This is a genomic window from Pseudanabaena biceps PCC 7429 (assembly GCF_000332215.1).
In the GTDB taxonomy this organism is placed as follows: Bacteria; Cyanobacteriota; Cyanobacteriia; order Pseudanabaenales; family Pseudanabaenaceae; genus Pseudanabaena; species Pseudanabaena biceps.
Genome location: NZ_ALWB01000351.1, coordinates 1 through 3,399, shown reverse-complemented (window position 1 = coordinate 3,399; position 3,399 = coordinate 1). Strand labels below are relative to the sequence as shown.

Here is a 3,399-nt window from a genome sequence, read left to right as displayed (position 1 = left end):
CTAACGCAAGTAGCTTCAAAATCAAACCCCCAAAGGGAAATGCGGCGCTTCGCGCCGCATTTCCCTTTGGGGGTTGCTATACCTGCCCGTTTACCTTTATTCGCCTAGTTTTGGCATTTGCCAAATATCGACATTTTTGTCTTGACTGCTACTAATTAATTTCAGATTATCTGGAGTAATGACTAGCGATGTCACTAGATCGGTATGACCGATAAAGTTCCAAATTTGAGATTTTGTTTGCAGATTCCATAAACGAATGGAGTTGGGGTTATCCTTGCCACCGCTCAAGAGATATTTGCCATCGCTAGTAATAGCGATCGCGCCGATCGCATCTTCATGTCCATTAAGTGTATATAGCTGCTTGCCTGAAGCCATATCCCAAACCCGAATAACTCTATCCCCGCCCCCACTAATTACTTGTTTCCCATTGGGAGTAATCAAGACACAGGTTACCCCTGCCAAAGCACCCTTCAAGGTGTGCAAAGCCTCACCCGTTTTTACATCCCAGATTATTAAAGTTTTGTCGCGACTGGCACTGATGACAAATTTCCCATCCGTCGAAATCGCTAACCCCCAAATTTTATCCGTATGTCCCTTCAGCGATCGCCAGAGCTTCCCCGTTGAGATTTGCCAAAGATTGATTTCATTGTCATAGCTACCACTTGCCAGCAGGTCACTCGCAGGAGCGATCGCCAAACTGTTAATCAGGTTGGTATGTCCGCTTAGGGTTTTGAGAATTTTCCCTGAAGCGATATCAATAATTTTGATATTTTTATCTTGCCCAGCAGTGATAATTTGGGAATCCGAGACAAAGACTACCGCACGCACCCATCCACCCCGATCCTTAATTTCCTTGACAGGGCTAGTATTATCTCCTTCCAATTCCCAAAGTTTCACAGTTCCATCATCACTGGCACTGGCGATCGTCTTGCCATCTGGACTCACCGCTACACTTTGCACCGCATCAGTATGTCCTTGCAAAAACTTGATGGGGGTTAAACGTTTTTGCTGAAACGATGGCAGTTGGATGCTGATCTCTTCAAAATTACCGATCGCAGAAACCTTAATTACCGTCCCGATGCTCAGTCCCACGAGGGAAGCAATCAATACAGAAACAGCTAATAGGATGGGAGAAGTTGGCTTACGAGTCGATTCTTTAAGCGCTTTTTTAATTGATTTTCGTTTCGATTTATTTTTGTCATTAGGGGCAAGCCGATCTAGTTGTTCGATTTCCCTAATAATTTTAAGAATCGATTCGCAATTAATGGGGCGATCGCTGGGCTTTCTCGCAATGAGCGCATCAAGCAGATCGGCAAACTCTTCTGAAATATCAGGAGCGAAGCCTCGCCACTCAAACACATCGCGATGGGGATTGTAAGTATCAAGGGGATATTTCCCCGTCACGAGATGGATCATTGTACAGCCGAGGGCATAAAAATCCGACTGTGGTACAGCAAAACCCTTTTCCTGCTCAGGGGAGGTGTAGCCTACCGAGCAAATGCTCGTTACGCCTTGCACGCCACCAATTTTGGCAAGATAGGTATGGGTCGCTTCGCGGGCAGTCCCAAAATCGATCAAAACCAGTTGACCCGACGGAGACAACATAATATTGGCGGGCTTGATATCGCGATGGAGATATTTGTTGCGATGCACTAAGGACAGAATATCCATTAGTTGGCGTAGCCAGACGATCGCCCGTTTTTGAGCGATCGGTTTTCTATCCCTTTGATTGATCCATTGTTCGAGATTCACCCCCTCAATTTTTTGCATAATAATGCCATGTACCATGGTTCCATTGGCAAGATCGTGATGGATATAATTCTCGATTTTGGGTATTCCCGCATGTTCGATCTGCCCTAATACATAAGCTTCCTGCTGAAACAAAGAGACAGCTTTACTATCTGCGTTCAAATCCTGTTTGAGAACCTTCAGAATTTTGGCATGACCTGCGGGATTAACTACTTCATATACCACCCCAAACCCCCCAGTATCGCTCAAAAGCTTAGTGACCGTATAACAACCATCAATCAGCAATTCAGAACCACATCCCTGACAATTGAGGGATTTATCATTGTCAGGATGATTGGGGATGGGGCAAGCGGGATTAATGCATAAAGGCATGGTGTTTTCGCATGTACCAGTCTGGATTTACTATATAGCTAATCAAATAAAAACTTGCAAATATGCCCCCAGCCATAATGCTCACGATCGCGCAAACATGAAATTCCCCAGCAGAAGTAATAAAGGCTAACTGATACTGACTAATATTGCCTAATAATTTGCTGGTTGTATCCCCGAAGAGAAGGTATCACAACCCCAAAGATGAGTGGCGGCGCTTTGCGCCGCCACTCATCTTTGGGGTTGTTGCTATATAATTCATGCAAAAATCTCTCCCGCAATGCGCCCTTAAACTAAATTAACAATTCATGCTCGAATACATCACCACCCTCTTTATTAATGCAGCCATCTTTGCCCTGTTTAGTCTGGGGCTAAATCTCCAATGGGGCTTTGCAGGTTTAGTCAACTTTGGTCATGTAGCCTTTATGACCGTTGGAGCCTATACAACTGTGCTGTTGAGCCTGAGTGGCGTACCTTGGGTATGGGCTTTTCTGATTGCGGCGGCGATCGCTGGTTTACTGGGGATCGCGATCGGTAGTACGGCTCTCAAACTCCGTGAGGACTATCTGGGGATCGTGACGATCGGCGTATCGGAACTGGTGCGACTCATCGCTAATAATGAAGAATGGCTTACCAAAGGGACGAGGGGGGTACAAGACTTTCCACTTCCTCTGGTTAATCTCGTGTCGCGCCAAAACTATTCCTTTGTTCTTGCGGCATTATTACTCGTGATCGTCGTCGTCGTGTACTGGCGTTTAGAGTGGCTAGTGCGATCGCCTTGGGGCAGAGTACTCAAAGCAATTCGAGAAGACGAAGAAGTGGTCAAGGCTCTGGGAAAAAACGTGTTTTGGTATAAACTGCAAGCCTTTGCGATCGGTGGAGCGATCGGGGGGATGGCTGGAGCCTTTTATGCTTGGCAATTAACGACGGTCTATCCTGATAATTTTGTCCCGCTGATTACCTTCCAAGCATGGACAATTATCACCATTGGCGGCGCAGGCAATAATCTGGGAGTGATTATCGGTGCGATCATATTTCAAGCTTATAATGCCCTGCCCCGATTTCTCCCAGAGCAAATTCGTGCCGATGGCGGAAGATTTGAAGCAATTCAGCTCATGCTAATTGGGATCACTCTCATCTTGCTGATGGTATGGCGACCCCAAGGGATTTTAGGTAGCAAAAAAGAATTAACTTTAAATCGTTGACATCCACCCCGCACTGAAGTGACGGGGATTCCTAAGACTCACGACTTAGGTTTCTGTTTCATAGCACCAGCCTTCC

At 46.0% G+C, this 3,399-nt stretch carries 2 protein-coding genes; one reads left to right on the top strand and one right to left on the bottom strand.

What is annotated here, in order from left to right; translation table 11 throughout:
- Positions 1-96: 96 nt before the first annotated feature.
- Positions 97-2,121, bottom strand: coding sequence for a serine/threonine-protein kinase (locus tag PSE7429_RS22145; protein ID WP_009629621.1), 2,025 nt, complete (start codon positions 2,119-2,121; stop codon positions 97-99).
- 305 nt (positions 2,122-2,426) lie between these two features.
- Here PSE7429_RS22145 and PSE7429_RS22140 point away from each other — a divergent pair, with 305 nt between their 5' ends.
- Positions 2,427-3,323 (top strand): branched-chain amino acid ABC transporter permease, encoded by an 897-nt coding sequence (locus PSE7429_RS22140; RefSeq protein ID WP_009629620.1) that lies wholly within the window; start codon positions 2,427-2,429, stop codon positions 3,321-3,323.
- The last annotated feature ends 76 nt before the right edge of the window (positions 3,324-3,399 follow it).

What these genes read in the sequence shown, in the direction of transcription:
- PSE7429_RS22145 (WP_009629621.1), bottom strand. Translation starts at nt 2,121, where the DNA reads ATGCCTTTATGCATTAATCCCGCTTGCCCCATCCCCAATCATCCTGAC.
- PSE7429_RS22140 (WP_009629620.1), top strand. Translation starts at nt 2,427, where the DNA reads ATGCTCGAATACATCACCACCCTCTTTATTAATGCAGCCATCTTTGCC.